14 protein-coding genes and 3 pseudogenes are annotated in these 16693 nt (G+C 62.5%); 4 read left to right on the top strand and 13 right to left on the bottom strand.

Annotated features, from left to right (window positions below; translation table 11 throughout):
* Positions 1–68: 68 nt before the first annotated feature.
* The 4 genes from GRI55_RS12465 to GRI55_RS12450 form a co-directional block, all read right to left on the bottom strand.
* Complete coding sequence (locus GRI55_RS12465; RefSeq protein ID WP_160767387.1) at positions 69–860, bottom strand: alpha/beta fold hydrolase; 792 nt, start codon at positions 858–860, stop codon at positions 69–71.
* A gap of 98 nt (positions 861–958) precedes the next feature.
* On the bottom strand, positions 959–1153 hold the full coding sequence (locus GRI55_RS12460) for a DUF6961 family protein (protein WP_414478903.1): 195 nt from the start codon (positions 1151–1153) through the stop codon (positions 959–961).
* A 71-nt stretch (positions 1154–1224) separates the two neighbouring features.
* Complete coding sequence (locus GRI55_RS12455; protein ID WP_160767385.1) at positions 1225–1590, bottom strand: excalibur calcium-binding domain-containing protein; 366 nt, start codon at positions 1588–1590, stop codon at positions 1225–1227.
* A gap of 12 nt (positions 1591–1602) precedes the next feature.
* On the bottom strand, positions 1603–1950 hold the full coding sequence (locus tag GRI55_RS12450; protein WP_160767384.1) for a thermonuclease family protein: 348 nt from the start codon (positions 1948–1950) through the stop codon (positions 1603–1605).
* A 232-nt stretch (positions 1951–2182) separates the two neighbouring features.
* Here GRI55_RS12450 and GRI55_RS12445 point away from each other — a divergent pair.
* Positions 2183–3574: pseudogene (locus GRI55_RS12445) on the top strand (IS3 family transposase).
* Positions 3575–3829: 255 nt separating this feature from the next.
* On the opposite strand, the gene GRI55_RS12440 reads toward GRI55_RS12445, so the two are convergent.
* A complete protein-coding gene (locus GRI55_RS12440; RefSeq protein WP_067504031.1) occupies positions 3830–4027 on the bottom strand; it encodes a heavy-metal-associated domain-containing protein in 198 nt (65 codons plus the stop codon).
* Positions 4028–4172: 145 nt separating this feature from the next.
* On the opposite strand from GRI55_RS12440, the gene GRI55_RS12435 reads away from it, so the two are divergent.
* From GRI55_RS12435 to GRI55_RS12425, 3 genes are all read left to right on the top strand, one after another.
* Positions 4173–6707 (top strand): heavy metal translocating P-type ATPase, encoded by a 2535-nt coding sequence (locus GRI55_RS12435; protein WP_160767383.1) that lies wholly within the window; start codon positions 4173–4175, stop codon positions 6705–6707.
* Positions 6704–7138: a Cu(I)-responsive transcriptional regulator gene (gene cueR / locus GRI55_RS12430; RefSeq protein ID WP_082837498.1), complete on the top strand. Its 435-nt coding sequence runs from the start codon at positions 6704–6706 to the stop codon at positions 7136–7138. The genes GRI55_RS12435 and cueR overlap by 4 nt, the downstream gene beginning before the upstream one ends.
* 198 nt (positions 7139–7336) lie before the next feature.
* Positions 7337–7945 (top strand): adenylate kinase, encoded by a 609-nt coding sequence (locus tag GRI55_RS12425; protein ID WP_160767382.1) that lies wholly within the window; start codon positions 7337–7339, stop codon positions 7943–7945.
* Positions 7946–8216: 271 nt separating this feature from the next.
* Here the strand turns inward: GRI55_RS12425 and GRI55_RS12420 are convergent, their stop codons facing one another.
* From GRI55_RS12420 to GRI55_RS12385, 8 genes and pseudogenes are all read right to left on the bottom strand, one after another.
* Positions 8217–9179: a cation diffusion facilitator family transporter gene (locus GRI55_RS12420; protein ID WP_160767381.1), complete on the bottom strand. Its 963-nt coding sequence runs from the start codon at positions 9177–9179 to the stop codon at positions 8217–8219.
* A 53-nt stretch (positions 9180–9232) separates the two neighbouring features.
* Positions 9233–10267, bottom strand: a complete 1035-nt coding sequence (adhP, locus tag GRI55_RS12415; RefSeq protein WP_160767380.1) for an alcohol dehydrogenase AdhP — start codon at positions 10265–10267, stop codon at positions 9233–9235.
* Positions 10268–10282: 15 nt separating this feature from the next.
* Positions 10283–11674, bottom strand: coding sequence for an NAD-dependent succinate-semialdehyde dehydrogenase (locus GRI55_RS12410; protein ID WP_037475975.1), 1392 nt, complete (start codon positions 11672–11674; stop codon positions 10283–10285).
* Positions 11675–11721: 47 nt separating this feature from the next.
* A pseudogene (locus tag GRI55_RS12405) lies at positions 11722–12132 on the bottom strand (NAD(P)(+) transhydrogenase (Re/Si-specific) subunit beta); the annotation flags it as partial.
* A 170-nt stretch (positions 12133–12302) separates the two neighbouring features.
* Positions 12303–14990, bottom strand: a complete 2688-nt coding sequence (locus GRI55_RS12400; protein WP_160767379.1) for a vitamin K epoxide reductase family protein — start codon at positions 14988–14990, stop codon at positions 12303–12305.
* A 57-nt stretch (positions 14991–15047) separates the two neighbouring features.
* A pseudogene (locus GRI55_RS12395) lies at positions 15048–15346 on the bottom strand (DUF1971 domain-containing protein).
* 33 nt (positions 15347–15379) lie between these two features.
* Entirely contained in the window at positions 15380–16240 is an 861-nt protein-coding gene (gene ygiD, locus GRI55_RS12390; RefSeq protein WP_046407130.1) for a 4,5-DOPA-extradiol-dioxygenase, read from the bottom strand.
* Positions 16237–16476 carry a copper resistance protein CopC gene (locus GRI55_RS12385; RefSeq protein ID WP_370873298.1) on the bottom strand — a complete coding sequence of 80 codons (240 nt, stop codon included), beginning with the start codon at positions 16474–16476 and terminating at the stop codon, positions 16237–16239. The genes ygiD and GRI55_RS12385 overlap by 4 nt, the downstream gene beginning before the upstream one ends.
* Positions 16477–16693 lie beyond the last annotated feature (217 nt).

The following is a 16693-nucleotide window of genomic DNA, read 5'->3' as shown; positions in this document are numbered from 1 at the left end:
ACAAAGGACCCTACGATGGGGTCAGCCCCTGTATAGGCCCTCGTTTTGCTAATCGCCCAGTTGCAGTATTATTTCGATTTCGAAATGCTCTTTGCATCTAGGATCACGCGAACCGTCTCCTCTGGCTGATCCCACATCGGGAAGTGTCCACTACGCTCGAACCAGTGCAATGTGGCTTGAGGGAAGGCTTTCATCGCGCGCTCCGCCTGCTGCGGTAGACACAACCGATCCTTGCGTCCCCAGCCGATAACAATGGGCGCAGCCGTCTTTGCAGGGCCCTCCTGCATTGGCCCATTGGCAAGATCTTTCACAAGCGAATTGACGGTGCGCGTATCAGCCAATGACTTCAATTCACGCGCGACGAATGCCGGGTCGAGTGCCCACGGCCTTGCAGAGAGCTGGGCCATGAGCGCGGTCCGTCCTGCGACATTTCCGGTGATAGCAGGAAGCGCCGGTTGCAGCGCGCGAACCAGAGCAACTGATGGCGTTATGGTGGCTTTGAAGAAGGTGCGCTCCCACCCCTGCCAGAAGCCGCCCGGATCCAGTGCGACAACCGCGCCCGCTCTGCCGCGCCGCGCCATCTCGAGTACCAGGCGAGCACCCAGCGAGCTGCCAACCATATCAATACCTGTGAAATTCTCTGCGCCGAGCCATTCGTCGAGACTGCGCGCGAGTCCTTCGAACGTGCCGCTGTCGGCCTCTTCGCTTGTCTGCCCATGGCCGGGAAGGTCGAGGGCAATTACCTCCCTGACTTGAGAAAGCGCAGGCGAAATAGTGTCCCACGAGCCGCAGGTTGCCCCCAGTCCGTGGACAAGGAGAAGGGGTTTTCCGCGCCCCGTGCGCGTGTAGTGCATGGTCATGTGGTGGTAACGTCTCGCGCCGACTTATGGGCCCGTGGATGTCCACATTGCCGAAGGTGAAGCCAAGAGCGGACAGTCAACTACCGGCCCCGAAGCAGTCAGTTCGGAGTTGCGGAAATACTACCCTGCAATTCCACGAACCTGCGCGCCACGTCCATCCACAGCAGCTTGCCGCCTTCGTCTCCGATCGCATCGAAATGCAGGACACGTTCCGTGATGAAGCGTTCACCGTCCTCGCCATGTTCGCGGTCTACCCAGAGCGCCATAGCCCATAGCTCTTGTTCTCGCGTCACGCTCACTATCGCACCGTCATCGTTGGCATTTGTTACGGCTTTCCGCTTAGGCAGGCCGAGATACAAGGTTTCTACTCGCAGCCGATGCCGTCATTGTCTCGATCGAGATGCCGACCGTAGCCTGGCTCACCGCGCCGAACCGGAGCTGCTCCAGCTTCACGTGCTGCGGCGCAGTTCGGATAGTAGATATCGCCGGACCGGGCGGGTTGCGATGACTTCCCAGCATTCGGCCCGCGATGACAATGCCTACCGCCATTCTTTCGATCATTGTGACAACCATCTGCAGCGAGCCCACCAGGGTGAGCCTCTACCGGTTGAGGCGAGAAGATCGCCAGAGCCAACGCGAAAAGAGCCGCAATCTGTAGCAGGGCAAGCAGGCTGGCTTCGAGGTAGATAGCGAGGCTTGGCTTTGCCTCTTTGTCAGACCACTCCCGCATAACCACTTCGCCCTAGCACCATGGCTCTCGGCGGCCGGACCAGATCCTTGCCAATCCTTCAGCTACGAGCTGCCCGCCAATCGAGTTGCCCGAGCGATGTAGCACCGCCAGCGTTCGACCGTAGCGATCGGTGCCAGAGCGGCTTATGTCGAATGGACCAACGTTGAGAAGCTCGACAAGCCGATTGCGCGCACGAAGCGCCAGCTTTCGCTCAGAGGCGCATTCTCCGTTCAATTCCGGCGTATCGATGTCGGCGATGCGGATTTTCTCGCCATCAAGCCAGACTGTGTCGCCGTCATGGACGCAGTGGTCGCGGGGACCGGGAGCACATACAGCGAGCGCGGCAGCAATCAACAGCATGCGACCGGCTTAATCGCACTTTCCTAATTTTCCTACTCGGAACAAATGTAGAACAAGTGCGATCTCGATTCGGAGATAGCTATGATCGTTCTTGATGCACCCATGGTAGCAGCCTTCGCTGCTCTGTTGACCGCCTGTTCCGCACTATGTCCCCCGTCAGCGCCAATGGCACAGATTTGAGGTTGTGATTTAAGGAGGATTTGGGCTTCGTCGTAGTGACGAAGGAACGAAGATGAAGCCCAAATCCTCAAGGTCCAAATTGCCTGCCGAGCAGGTCGTAAAGGACATCCGCCGCAAGACCCGTCGGCATTTCTCTGCCGAGGATAAGATCAGGATCGTCCTCGATGGCCTGCGCGGCGAGGACTCCATTGCCGAGCTGTGCCGCCGCGAAGGGATTGCGCAGAGCCTGTATTACACCTGGTCCAAAGAGTTCATGGAAGCTGGCAAGCGCAGGCTTGCTGGCGATACAGCCCGTGCTGCTACCACGGACGAGGTGAAGGACCTGCGCCGTGAGGCCCGCGACCTGAAGGAGTGCGTGGCCGACCTCACCCTGGAGAACCGCTTGCTCAAAAAAAGCATGATCGCGGATGGGGGAGGCGACGAATGAGATACCCCGCATCCGAGAAGCTCGAGATCATCCGGATCGTCGAGCAATCGCACCTGCCCGCCAAGCGCACGCTGGACCAGCTCGGCGTTGCTCGCCGGACCTTCTACCGCTGGTATGATCGCTACCTTGAAGGCGGGCCCGAAGCGCTGGCAGACCGGCCATCGACGCCGAGCCGGGTGTGGAACAGGATCGCGCCCGAGGTTCAGGATCAGATCGTCGACATGGCTCTGGAACACAGCGAGCTATCGCCGAGAGAGCTGGCGGTGCGCTTCACCGACGAGAAGCGCTAGTTGGGCGCGCTACGCTTGCCCTTCTTCGCTACGCTTCGAATCCGTGTCCGAAGCCACGGTCTACCGCCTGCTCAAGGCCCACGACCTCATCACCAGCCCGGCCTATACGGTGATCAAGGCGGCAGAGGCGTTCCACACGAAGACCACGCGCCCGAATGAGATGTGGCAGACAGACTTTACCTACTTCAAGATCATCGGGTGGGGCTGGATGTATCTGTCGACCGTGCTCGACGATTACTCGCGCTACATCATTGCATGGAAGCTCTGCACCACCATGCGAGCCGAGGACGTCACTGACACGCTCGATATGGCGCTAGCAGCCTCAGGCTGCGATCACGCCAACGTGCTGCACAGGCCCCGCCTGCTCAGCGATAATGGCCCCAGCTACATCGCTGGCGAACTGGCCGAATACATCGAGGCCAACAAGATGAGCCACGTGCGCGGCGCACCCTTCCACCCACAGACCCAAGGCAAGATCGAGCGCTGGCACCAGACCCTGAAGAACCGCGTGCTGCTGGAGAACTACTTCCTGCCCGGCGATCTCCACCAGCAGATCGAGGCCTTCGTCGAGCATTACAACCACTGCCGATACCACGAGAGCCTCGACAATGTGACACCCGCCGATGCCTACTTCGGCAGGGCTCCTGCCATCATCAAACGAAGAGAAAGGATCAAGCGACAGACACTCGAATATCGGCGCTTGCAACACCGCAGGCTCGCCGCCTAAACATCAAACCAAGACGAGGCCCACACTCCGTAACTCTACGCCGCGAGTTGTGCCAAATGTTCTGACGACGGACAGGGCCGATATCATCGGATGCATATGGTGCATAGGTCTTCTCCACTAAAACGACGTCCCTCTGCTCGCACGATCCTATCTGAGTCGGATTGTTCCGGCACGCAGTGTGCGGGCGCCTTGCACGAGGGACGATCCGCTTAGCCGAAAGTTGCAGGAGGGGGGCGGAGAGCCTCCGGAAAATGGTCAATCGGAGACGACCGCGCGATAGCCTGCCTCATCGATTGCGCTGCGTATGCGATCGGCGGAGGCGTTGGAGCGGACCGCGACCGACTTGGCAGCAAGGTCCACTGCCACTTCGGCTTCTGGATCGATCGCTCGAACGGCATTGGTGACACCTCGGGCGCAGCCGCCGCAGGTCATCCCTTCAACACGGAACTTCATCATCATTCTTCTCCTTTATTCGATGACAACGATGTGGGGTTTGACATCGTGTCAAGGTCAAGGGACCATGATAGCTTTTTCGCCTCTTGACCTTCACATCATGTCAAGGCGCATATGAGGGTCTGCTCGCAAGAGGAGGCAAGACATGGACGTTCAGACACTCGCACGCCCGGAGGCGAAAGACGGCCAGGGCGGCAGCATCACGCTGCCGGTGGCCGGCATGACCTGCGCCTCCTGCGTGGGGAGCGTGGAGAAGGCGGTCGGGAAGGTGCCGGGCGTTCGTACTGTCAGCGTCAACCTCGCCACCGGCCGGGCCGAGATTGAGTTCGAGAACGCGGTCGATGTCGCCGGTGTCGTCGGAGCGATCGAACGGGCGGGCTATGAGGTTCCCGAAAACCAGGTCGAATTGGCCGTGGAGGGCATGACCTGCGGCTCGTGCGTGTCGCACGTCGAACGCGCTCTGTTGAAAGTGCCCGGAGTGACCACCGCGACCGTGAACCTGGCTACCGGCAGGGCGAGCGTCCTCTTCCGCGGCAGCATCGCCTCGATCGAAGACCTTGAAGCGGCAGTCCGGGGCGCAGGCTATGAGGCAAAGCGTATCATCGCCGATGATGGCGGAGTCGATCGTGAGCGTGCTGTCCGGGACCAGGAGATCTCTAGCCTCCGCCGTTCGACCCTGATCGCGGCACTGCTCACTCTGCCGATCGTCATTCTTGAAATGGGCTCGCACTTCGTGCCCGCAATCCATCGGCTGGTGATGGGGACCATCGGCATCCAGGCGAGCTGGCTCGCTCAGTTCGCTTTGGCGTCGATCGTGCTGTTCGGACCGGGGCTGCGCTTCTTCCGCAAGGGCGTTCCGGCGCTGCTGCGCGGGACGCCAGACATGAATTCGCTGGTGACGATCGGCACAAGCGCAGCCTGGGCCTATTCTTTGGTGGCGACCTTCGCTCCGGGGCTGCTGCCCGCGGGCACTCATTATGTCTATTATGAAGCAGCCGCCGTCATCGTGACCCTGATCCTTCTGGGCCGCTATCTCGAAGCCAAGGCGAAGGGCCGCACCTCGGAAGCGATCAAGCGGCTCGTCGGCCTTCAGCCGAAGACCGCTCGCGTGGAGCGCGATGGTGCAGTGGTGGAGGTGCCCCTGGCGGACGTCCGCCGCGGCGATATCGTCCAGGTGCGTCCCGGCGAGAAGGTCCCGGTTGATGGAGAGGTGGTCGACGGCTCGTCTTATGTCGATGAGAGCATGATCACCGGCGAACCCGTGCCGGTAGCCAAGGCAGCGGGCACAGACGTGGTCGGAGGGACGATCAACAAGACGGGCGCGTTCAGCGTCCGCGCCACCAAGGTCGGGGCGGATACTCTGCTCGCCCAGATCATCCGCATGGTCGAGCAGGCACAGGGCTCCAAGCTGCCGATCCAGGCGCTCGTCGACAAGGTCACCGGCTGGTTCGTGCCAGCCGTCATGGCCGTGGCGGCGCTCACCTTCCTTGTCTGGCTCGTCCTCGGGCCGTCGCCGGCGCTCACCTTCGCGCTGGTGAACGCCGTGGCCGTGCTGATCATCGCCTGCCCGTGCGCGATGGGCCTCGCGACACCGACCTCGATCATGGTCGGAACCGGTCGCGCCGCGGAGCTCGGCATCCTGTTTCGCAAAGGAGAGGCGCTGCAGTCGCTCCGCGATGTCGAGGTGGTGGCGCTGGACAAGACCGGCACTCTCACCGCAGGACGGCCGGCGCTCACCGACCTTGCGCCGGCGCCGGGCTTTGCGCACGACGAGGTGCTTGCGCTGGTTGCTGCTGTGGAATCCCGATCCGAGCATCCGATCGCCGAGGCGATCCTTGAAGCGGCGCGTGAGCGCGGCCTTTCTGTGGCATCCCCGCGGTCGTTCGAGACGCTCCCGGGCTTTGGCGTTTCCGCGGACGTGGAGGGCAGGCGCGTCGAGGTCGGGGCCGACCGCTATATGGCGCGGCTCGGCCATGATGTGGGCCTGTTCACCGCCGAGGCCGCCCGCCTCGCGGGCGAGGGCAAGACGCCGCTTTACGCTGCGGTGGAAGGGCGGATTGCGGCCGCCATTGCCGTGGCGGACCCGATCAGGGAAACGACTCCCGAAGCGATCGCGGCGCTGCATCGCCTCGGCCTCAAGGTCGCGATGATCACCGGCGACAATCGCGGCACGGCCGAAGCGGTCGCTCGCCGGCTCAGCATCGACCAGGTGGTGCCGGAGGTGCTCCCCGAAGGCAAGGTCGAGGCCATTCGCCAACTGCGCGAGGGAGGGCGCAGGCTCGCTTTTGTCGGCGACGGCATCAACGACGCGCCGGCGCTTGCGGAAGCGGATATCGGTGTCGCGATCGGGACGGGGACCGACATTGCCATCGAGTCGGCCGATGTCGTGCTGATGTCCGGCGACCTGCGCGGGGTGGTGAACGCGATCGCCATTTCCAAGGCGACGATCCGCAACATTCGGCAGAATCTGTTCTGGGCTTTCGCCTATAACATCGCGCTGATCCCGGTCGCAGCCGGCATCCTCTACCCCGCTTATGGCCTGCTTCTCTCGCCGGTCTTCGCCGCGGGCGCGATGGCTCTGTCCAGCGTGTTCGTGCTCGCCAATGCCCTTCGCCTGAAGCGTTTCCGCCCGGTAATCGGCCATGGCAAATATGGTCTCGCCGCAGAAGCTACAGCATGAACATCGGCCAGGCTTCGAAGCAGTCGGGGGTCAGCCAGCGGATGATCCGTCATTACGAGGCGATCGGACTCATCCCCAAGGCGCCGCGACGGGAATCGGGCTATCGCGACTATGACGCGCGCGACCTTCATATGCTGCGGTTCATCCGCCGCGCTCGCGACCTCGGCTTCCCGATCGAGGAGATCAGGCAGCTGCTGGCGCTGTGGAAAGATCGCGGCCGTTCGAGCGCGGACGTCAAGTCGGTCGCGCTCGCACGGGCCGGGGAACTCAGAAACAGGGAGGCGGAGATTCGCTCGATGCGACGCTCGCTCGAGGATCTCGCACGCGCTTGTCATGGCGATGATCGGCCCGATTGTCCCATCCTCAGCGACCTCGCCGGCGACAGTGGCGACTACGTCGAACTTGGCGCCACCGTCCTCGATAAGTCCTAGGCTTCGGACCCATGAAGTGGTTCCCTAGCGGCTCGTATATGGTTTAGCTCTGCGAGAGCCGAGCGTGGACTTGAGCGAGTTCCGGTTCGCGAGAGAAGTTTCAGCGGGTCCGGTTGTTGCTGCCGAACAGGGCCGCAGCGTTACGGGGGTCCGAGGGGTCCGGCAGGACGCCGAAAATTCGTGAGGTAAGAAAAGACGATGAGGCTGGTTGTGCTGGGACCGCCGGGAGCGGGAAAGGGAACGCAGGCGAGGCGCCTGGCCGAACGCTATTCCATTCCGTGGCTTTCCACAGGCGAGATGCTGCGTGCGGCGGTGACGGGCGGCACGGAACTCGGGCTGCCGGTCAAAGCGATCATGGATCGCGGTGAGCTCGTACCCGATGATGTCGTCGATCAGATGGTATCCGACCGGATCGATCGCGAGGATTGCCGCACCGGATTCATTCTGGACGGCTTTCCCCGGACCGTCGCGCAGGCGGAAGCCCTGACGGCGATGCTCGATCGAAAGGGCGTCAAGCTAAGCGCTGCGATCGAACTGAAGGTCGATCCCGCCGTGCTGATCGAGCGAATGGCGAAGCGCGTCGCCGATACCCTGGCCGCCCACGACCCAGTGCGAAGCGACGATAATCCGGAAGTCTTTGCGAGGCGTCTCGACGAATATCGGGAAACGACAGGGCCGCTTCTGGGCTATTATCTCCGCAGAGGAGAACTCGTTCAGATCGACGGGATGCAGGGCATGGACGCCGTTACGCGTGATATCGCGAGCAGACTGACGAGAGGATATTCCGGTTCGTCACCATACCGATAAACGGGCTTCCGCTGGAAAGCATCGCCGCCTCCCCAGAATCGGCTTGAACCGATCTGCGCTCTCTCCACTGCTTCCAGGTCAGAGATATCCGTAATGTCAGGCGGTCAGTTTCGGTCAGCGTTATCAGATGCATGAACCCCTAGTCCTGGCAGAGCCAGACGCTTGAGTGCTGCATCATCTGATAGCGCCGCGCAGCTACGCGTCCTCACACTACGCTTGCCAAGCACTTAGCCGAGGCAAAACCAAGGATGTGTCCGCCTTATGAGGGTCATCAGGCGCCATGTGCGCCATGTGCGCCATGTGAGCCGATGGAAAGGTCCCCGACGTCGATTGCTGCTGCTCTGTCTTCGCCGGAGAGGCAGAGTTCCTCGATCTGGATGGTCGAAAAGTAGATGTTGAAACGGTCCCGGAGAAGGTTGCTTACTTCGGTGAGAATATGCTGCCCCGTGCTGGCATCCTGCACGCGCACATGGCTCGAAAAGATGTTGAGTCCCGACGTGAGGCTCCAGGCATGCACGTGATGGACGTCGATAACGCCGTCGAGACCCCCTATGGCTGAAATGGCGGCATCCAGATCTACATCTTCCGGCGTCCCCTGCAGCAGGATGTGCAGGGACTCCTTGAGGATGCCCCATGAGGCCCAAAGGAGCACGACTCCGAATGCCATTCCGAGAAGCGGGTCGATGGCCAGGAAGCCTGTGAAACGAATGACGAGGGCCGAGATGATGATGAGGAAGCTGCCGACGAAGGTCTGCATGACGTGCCAGAAGGCTCCCCTCATGTTGAGGTTGCCCTTCTGGCGTTGGTAGAGAAGCCGGAGCGCGACCAGCTCCGTGGCGATGCCGCCCGCTGCCGCCCAAAGCATGGGAGTCGTTGGCAGCTCGATCGGGTCCATCAGGCGCATTGCTCCCATCCCGAAGACGAACAGCGCCATCAGAACGAGGAAGAGGCCGTTGAAGAGAGCTCCCAGAATCTCTGCCCTGGTGTAGCCGAAGGTCCTCGCAGGCGTGGATTTGCGTTCCGCGAGCCGCATCGCCACCAGGGCGATGAGTACGCCACCGACAGCCGAAAAGGTGTGGAAGGCATCTGATGTCACCGCAACGGAGCCTGTCCACAGGCCGATCACCAGCTCGACCACGAAATAGCTGCCGGTGAGCCAGCCTGAGACCACCAGCGCGCGACGATCCGTCGACGGGGGAACATGGCCTGAATGGCCTTTAGAAGTGGGTGCCATCGAGCGGCTCCTTTGGCGGAAATGAGGGCAGGGATGACATATGTACTTTCCGCTCAAGTCGCTTGCTCGAAATCGATGACGACGCGGCCCTGGATGTCGCCCTTGTTCATCCGGGAGAAGATGTCGTTGATGTTCTCGAGTTTGTCGGTTGAGATCGTGGCCTTCACCTTGCCGTCACCGGCGAAGTCCAAGGCTTCCTGTAAATCGAGCCGCGTCCCCACGATCGATCCCCGCACGGTCACGCCGTTCAGCACCGTGTCGAAGATCGGCAGCGGGAAGTCACCGGGCGGCAGGCCGTTGAGCGCGACCGTGCCGCCGCGTCCCACCATACCCATCGCCTGTTCGAAGGCCTTGGGCGACACGGCGGTGACCAACACCCCATTCGCGCCTCCGATCTGCTTCTTCACGAAAGCGATCGGGTCTTCCGAACGGGCGTTGACTGCCAACGTGGCCCCCAGCGACCGGGCGAGGTCGAGCTTCCTGTCATCGACATCGACGGCGACGACGTTGAGGCCCATCGCCTTGGCATATTGCACGGCGAGATGGCCGAGACCTCCGATGCCGGAGATCACCACCCAGTCGCCCGGTTTGGTGTCGGTTACCTTGAGGCCCTTGTAGACGGTGACGCCGGCGCACAGGATCGGCGCAATATCGACGAACGAAACGTTGCCGGGCAGATGCCCCACATAATTGGGATCGGCGAGAACATATTCGGCAAAGCTGCCGTTCACCGAATACCCGGTATTGTGCTGCTCCTCGCACAGCGTTTCCCAGCCGCCCAGGCAGTGCGTGCAATGGCCGCAGGCATCATATAGCCATGGCACGCCCACCCGGTCGCCCTCCTTGACATGCTTCACACCTGCGCCAACCGCGACCACATGTCCGACGCCCTCGTGACCAGGAATGAAGGGTGGATTGGGCTTGACCGGCCAATCGCCCTCAGCGGCATGCAGGTCGGTGTGGCACACACCGGTGGCTGCGATCTTGACGAGGATCTGGCCGGCGCCAGGTCGGGGCACCGCGACTTCCTCCATGACCAATGGCTTTCCGAATTCACGGACGACCGCGGCTTTCATCGTGCTTTCCATGGCGATGTTCCTCTCTCAGAAATGCGCGTCGATATCGACGACATCGATCAGCTTGTGATTGACGAACTCCTTGAGGCCGAGGCCCAGCAGTTCGCGGCCATAGCCCGAGCGACGGATGCCGCCGAACGGCAGGTCGGCCTCCACCTTAGTCGGGTGATTGACGAAGACCATGCCGGTGGAAATCCGCTTCGCCACTTCGGCGCCGTGGACAGGATCGGAGGTGAAGACGGAGCCGCCCAGGCCAAAGGGCGAGTCGTTGGCGATGCGCACGGCATCGTCCTCATCCTTCGCACGGAACAGCATCGATACCGGACCGAAGAATTCCCAATAACGGGCCGGATTGCCCTCATCGAGGTCGGTCAGAAAAGTTGGCTGCACGAAAGCCCCCTTGTTCGGCACTGTAGGACCGACTTCCTCAGCCTTGGCGCCCAGTTCGACGGCCTTGCGGATCTGTTCCTTGATGTCGTCGGCCGCCTTTTGCGAGGAGAGCGGCGCGAGAGTGGTGCCGGGGTCGGAGGGGTCGCCCATGACGAGCTTGGCTACGCCCTTGCGATAACCGTCGAGGAAGGTGTCGTAGACTTCATCGACGACGATCATGCGCTTGGACGAAACACAGACCTGGCCACCGTTCCAGTGCCGGCCGAAGACGGCCCAGTCGATCGTCTTGTCCATGTCGGCATCGGCGAGCACGACAAAGGCGTCGGCGCCGCCCAGTTCCATGGTCGACTTCTTGAGCGCCTTGCCGGCCTCGGATGCAACCACCGCGCCGGCAGCTTCCGAGCCAGTCAACGCCACGCCATGAACGCGCGGATCGTTGATGATGAGGTTGATCTGATCGCGCGTTGCATAGAGATTCTGGAACGCGCCTTCCGGCAGACCCGCTTCGTTCATCAGTCTCTCGAACGCCGCGGCGCTCTGCGGAACGTTCGAGGCGTGCTTGAGGATCAGCGTGTTGCCGGCCGAGAGTTGCGGCGCGAGAATGCGGGCAATCTGATAATAAGGGAAATTCCATGGCTCGATCGCCAGGAGGACGCCGAGCGGCTCGTGCACCAGCATCGCCTCGCCTTCGGCGGGATCGAGCACCGGCAGCTTCTCCGGCTTCAGCAGGTCTTCCGCATGCCGAACATAATATTCGAAGATCTTGGCGGAGAGTTCCACCTCGGCCTTCGCTTCGGCGACCAGCTTACCCATTTCCAGCGTCAGCAGGCGGGCAAAAGCATCGCTGTCCCGGCGCAGGATGTCTGCGGCATTCTGCAGGATACGGCCGCGCTCGGCGAAGGAGGTTTCGCGCCAACTGAGGAAAGCCGCGTCTGCTTTGTCCAGCGCGGTCTTCACCTCCTCGTCCGTTGCGTCGGGAAAGGTCGCAACAGTGTCTCCGGTATAGGGATTGATGGTCGCGTAGGTCATTGTCCATTCTCCTGTGGTGAATCAGATTTCGGGGGTAAGGGGTACGGTCACGCGCCGAGATCCTTCACGGCCTGCACCATCTGCGTCAGCACCGCCTGGGCATCCCCATAGACCATGCTGCAATTCTCGTTGAAGAAGAGCAGGTTCTCGAAGCCGGAATAACCTTTGCCCTGACCGCGCTTGACGACATAGACCTGGTGGGCCTGGTCGGTATCGAGGATGGGCATGCCGTAGATCGGCGAGGATTTGTCGGTGCGTGCCGCCGGGTTGACGACATCGTTGGCCCCGATGACCAGCGCGACATCGGTGTTGGCAAACTCGGCGTTGATATCTTCCATATCGAAGATGATGTCATAGGGCACGCCGGCTTCGGCGAGCAGCACGTTCATGTGACCGGGCATGCGCCCCGCAACCGGATGGATCGCGAACTTCACGCCGACGCCTGCGGCCTGGAGCAGCTTCACGCGAACTCGTTCATCTCGGCATACTCGGCCGCTCTTGACCCGGCCATCGGCAACCGCACCGCCATAATCGACGGCCATATAACCGCCTGAATGACCGCCCGGATAGAACTCGGTACCTGGACTGCGCCATGCTGTGCCCCTCCTCTCTGGAGGCGAATAAGGCCTCAAATTACGTATTTGTCCCAGCTCGCATAATGTTCGGGGCTGCGCTTGCCGCGCGGCAGGCTGAGCCCGATGAGCGCGATTCCCACGACCACCGACACGATCGCCCCGAGGGGGCCGGCCCCTGTCAGCAGGAACGGGGCAGCGACGAGCCATGCCCCGAACGCGACATTGATGAAGCGGAGAGCGCGGGCCACCTCTGCGGTGGCAATGATCGCGACTGTGATCACGAGGGCGCCGACGACATGGTCGCTGTTCGCCATCTCGCCTTCGTTCCCCAGGATCACCCGCGTCAGCATCAGGAAGGCGCCGAGCACGATACTGGCCGCCAGCGTCCACGGCAGCGTCAGCCCGCGCTTCGCATCCGCCCAGAAGGTAGAAGGCGAGGCCATCACGTCGGATGCGTCCTCGGCCCCCGCCTCGACCGCGTCGCCCTGGAAGAAGGTGCGGATCAGCGGCTTGCCGCGGCGCTTCGCCCAGGCGAGGAACTGGCCCATGGCAATGACCTCGTCCAATGCGAACGGGATCATGATCAGCATGGCGAGCGCGGCGATCAGCGCCAGCGTGCTCCACGTGCCGATGACGATCGGCTGGCTGATGATGAAATAGATGCTGACGACGCCGAGCGGAATGACGAGAATGCCGAAGAAGGTCACCATCCACGGCATGGTCCGCCAGCGGTCGCGGGTGCCCATCACCGCCATAAGAATTTCGAGCACGTAGCTGACTGTACCAAGACCGCCGTCGGGGATCGGCCAAGCCTTCGACATGTCGGATGTAATGATCTCCTCGGTCCCATTACGCGGGTCGGCCAGCGATCCAGCAAAGAACGGCTCCCACACAGTATCGATGTGGCCTAACTGGTAGGCCGTCAGGATACGCGAGGTCAGAAGCCCAATCAGCGCCATGGCGACGATCGGCAGCCGCTGCGCGTCCGTCGATGGCGAATAGGTCCAGCCAGGCGGGATGTTCTTGGGGTCCATCATGCCCGCCATGCTCATGCCCGGCATCATTGGCACGAGCACCGACAGGGCGATCACGGCCGAGCCGATGAGCAGGTTGTTGTTGTACTGCGCGGCGCTCGGGCTCCAGAAGATCAGCGGCGCGAAGAACAGCCAGATGCCGATGAACGCGACAGCCCACTGCGCCCATGTCTTGGTGCGCGGGGCGAGCGACAGCGCGCCGAACAGCGCGATGGCGAGCCCGCTGACGACATCGCTGATAGCCAGTGCGCTGGCCCGCCATTCGATCGAAGGCAGCCCGCGATCGACGGTTACGAAACGCGCGGCTTCGCCGACGCTCTGCGTGGTCATGGAATCATAGATGAGCGGGCTGGAGGCGAGCCACAGACCGAGACCGATGTTGGCGTAAAGCGCCCAGCGTGCGCGGCGCTCATCGCGGTCCATCAAGGCCATGTGATCGCCGTGCCCGCCGTGGTCCGACATGACCGCGACCGCGGCGCCGGACCCGTGCCCCATCGCCGCGTGGTCCATTTTGCTGTGATCCATCCCGCCGTGATCTATGCCGCCCGTTCCGGCGGCCGCTGCGGGCTGGTGGTGGCCAGACCCCGCAAGCTCGGCCTCTGGCTCTTCATCCCACGCGACCAGGTTCTCGTTGAGCTTGTTGTTCCGGTACCAGGCCCGCGGATGCCGCTTGAGCGCAGCGACGATCGTCGGCAGCGTGTCGCGAAGGTTGTGCTTCGGCTCCCATCCGAGCAGCGAACGTGCACGCGAGATGTCCAGGATGTAGTGATCGTTGCTGCTGTCGATCATCCACGGCTTGATAAAGTCTTCACTGCCGAGCGCCTCGTTCTGCAGGATGATCCCGGCCTTCGCGAGCGGCTGCGGGATGCGGATCGTCTTCCAGCCCTCGCCGTGGAGCGCCTCCCCGACGATGTCCTGGATCTCGGCATAGCCGGGCGGGTCGGGTTCGCCGACGAGCAGTGGCAGTTCTGACGGCAAGTCGTGCCGCCGATCGACGAGGCGCACCACGGCGTCGGCCAAGTCCTCGCGGTGCACCGATGACTGTGCCGCGCACAGCATGCCGGGATAGAAATGCGAGATCAGGCGGTGCTCGTAGATCTGCGATATCTGCTGCGCGAGAAACGCCGAGCGCCCGTCGTCGTCGTAAACTCCTGCGGCGCGGAGGAAGACGGCGGGGATGTTCCCGTGGCGCTCATGCAGCAATGCCTCGGTGTCGACCTTGGACTGCGGATACGCCCAGGACGCACCGATTGGCGACTCCTCGCTGATGCGCTCCTCCGGAGTGGCGGTCGGCTTATGGACCAGCATCGTGCTGGCGAAGACGAATTGCTCGACCTCGAACGATTGCAGCCCCTCAATCAGCCGGCGGGTGCCCTGGACTGTCACCTTGTCATAGAGCGGGTTAGGCTTGCCGGTTATGTCGTAATAAGCGGCTAGGTGGATAACCGACGCGATGCGGGCGCCGTATCGTGCGCGCACCTCCTCGAGCGCGGCGCGGACCGCCTCGTCGGACCCGAGATCGATGGCGACCGCGGCCGCAGGAGGCGGCGGGTCCGGAGGACCGGCACGATCAAGGCCGACAACCGTGTAGCGTTCGCCGAGCCGGGCAATTAGCGCGGCGGCGATGAAACCGCTCGCACCCGTGATCAGAACGACGCCGCCGCCACCCTGGCCGCTGCCGGCTTCACTGCTTTTGCCATCGATCATGACTTGCTACCCTCGTTCGTTTGTCTCTGAAAACGTTAACAGGCCAGCTTTTCAGCCTTAACCCGCGGCGTGTGCGGGCATCCGGTCATAGAACTCGACCTGCATTCGCATCGGTCCGAACGGTTCGACAAAATGTGGTTGGTCCGGGAGCACCAAGCCAGGACAATCGGGATCGAGTATGGTTTCCGAGGCCGGGTCGAGAACATGATAGCGCAATCGCCCGGCGCGCACTCGAATGGCGCCCACACCCCAGGCTTAGTGCGATGCTCTTTTCGCAGCCCGGCCGGAAGCGTGTTCTCGTCGAACACAGGGGTGCATTTATAGGGCAGCGGTCGCTCTGGAGGCGGAGAGCTCATGACAATGAATCCATCACTTCGTAGCCGCGTAGGTCAGATATTCGTCTGATCGGCGGGAACGTCGCGCGGCAGCGTCGCGGCGTCCTCTGCGTCCGTCTCGACCGGTAGGTTCGCGCCGAGTGCGTGGCATGTCATCGAGATCGAACCCATCGAAAAGCCGCGCACGATCGGTTCCGGCCGGGCGTCCTCAGCGGCCGCCAGGCCTGCCAGGTAGAGGAGCGGAACGAAGTGGTCGGGCGTAGGCACGGCGCGCGCGTAGTCGGGATGCTCGCGCACCCTCAGAATGTCGCTTGGCGCGTCGGCGAGCTGCGCTACCACGGCGTCGTCGAACCGCTCTGCCCAATCGAATGCTGTGTTAGGCTGGTCCCACTGGATTTCTCGTAGGTTATGGACGACGTTGCCGCTGGCGAGGATCGCCACGCCGCTGTCGCGCAACGCGGCGAGCCGCGCGGCGATGTCCACATGGTATTCGAGCGGGCGCAGCGCATTGATCGAAAGTTGCACCACGGGCACGTCGGCTTGCGGGTAGAGGTGCGCGAGCACGGACCAGGTGCCGTGATCGAGCCCCCACTGATCGCGGTCGAGACCAACCCATTCCGGTTTCACCACTTCCGCAATCTCCTGCGCCACGTCCGGCGCGCCGGGTGCCGGATAGTCGAAGTCGAACAGCGCCTGCGGGAAGCCGTAGAAATCGTGGATCGTTCGAGGTCTCGGCATGGCCGTCACCGCGGTCGCACCGAAATACCAATGGGCCGAGACGACCAGCAGTGCACGGGGACGGGGCAGTGTTCGCCCGAGCGACTTCCAGGCGTCGGTGAAGCCGTTCCGCTCCAGCGTGTTCATCGGGCTACCGTGGCCGATGAACAGTGCAGGCATCCGCCCGGCGACCATCATGCCCCTTCCCCGCGACGCTGGAGGGAAGCGTCCATGCCCGGCATCGCTGCCATGGTAAGGTCGGCCTTGGAGAAAGCCGGCACGAGTTTCTCGCTGAACTGAAGGCTGATCTTCTCGGGGGTCGCGACGGCCGCGTTGGCGGCGGGGCTGGAGGACACCAGCTTCGGGTGCGCGTTCGCCACGCCGCCTGCGAAGAATAAGGCCGCGGCGGCAGTCGTGATGAACAAGCGACGCATCAGGGTAATCTCCATTTCGATTGGGTTCACCTGTATTACGCAGCCGGGCGGGTCACCCCTCACGATCTTTTTCGTGCCGCCGCGCCTCTCGATGAGGGGTTAGCGGGGGAGGCGCGTATTCAGAAGGGAGTACAGAGCGCTTTTCACTGCGCCTTCCCGTCCGGACGAGGTGTCGCGGCGGGCCTGACGGGCGCTTGCGCGGGGTAATGATGAGGTT

Origin of the sequence: Qipengyuania citrea (assembly GCF_009828015.1) — a bacterium.
Classification (GTDB): Bacteria; Pseudomonadota; Alphaproteobacteria; order Sphingomonadales; family Sphingomonadaceae; genus Qipengyuania; species Qipengyuania citrea.
The sequence above is the reverse complement of the archived record's forward strand: the minus strand, read 5'-3'. Positions and strand labels throughout refer to the sequence as shown.